Raw genomic sequence first — 234 nt, 5'->3', positions numbered from 1 at the left:
CCCGCACTCGCGGTTGGGCGCTACACCGATGCGCCACCGTTGCGGCCGAACGACTGGGTCCGGCTAGCGATTCCCACGGGACCGGCCGCATCGATCGCCGCTGGCCTGATCGGCGATGACACAGACACGGCCGACGACAGCGGGCCGGGCAGGCAGCCGGAGCTGTCGGAAGTCTTCGAATACGGCTCCGAACCGCAGCGCGCTGATAGCGACCTTGCGCTGCTCGATGACGAC

At 68.8% G+C, this 234-nt stretch carries 1 pseudogene; it reads left to right on the top strand.

What is annotated here, in order from left to right:
* Positions 1-234, top strand: a pseudogene (locus SB771_RS37210) (conjugal transfer protein TraG); the annotation flags it as partial.

This window comes from Burkholderia sp. SIMBA_051 (genome assembly GCF_046534915.1).
Taxonomy (GTDB): Bacteria; Pseudomonadota; Gammaproteobacteria; order Burkholderiales; family Burkholderiaceae; genus Burkholderia; species Burkholderia ambifaria.
The sequence above is the reverse complement of the archived record's forward strand: the minus strand, read 5'-3'. Positions and strand labels throughout refer to the sequence as shown.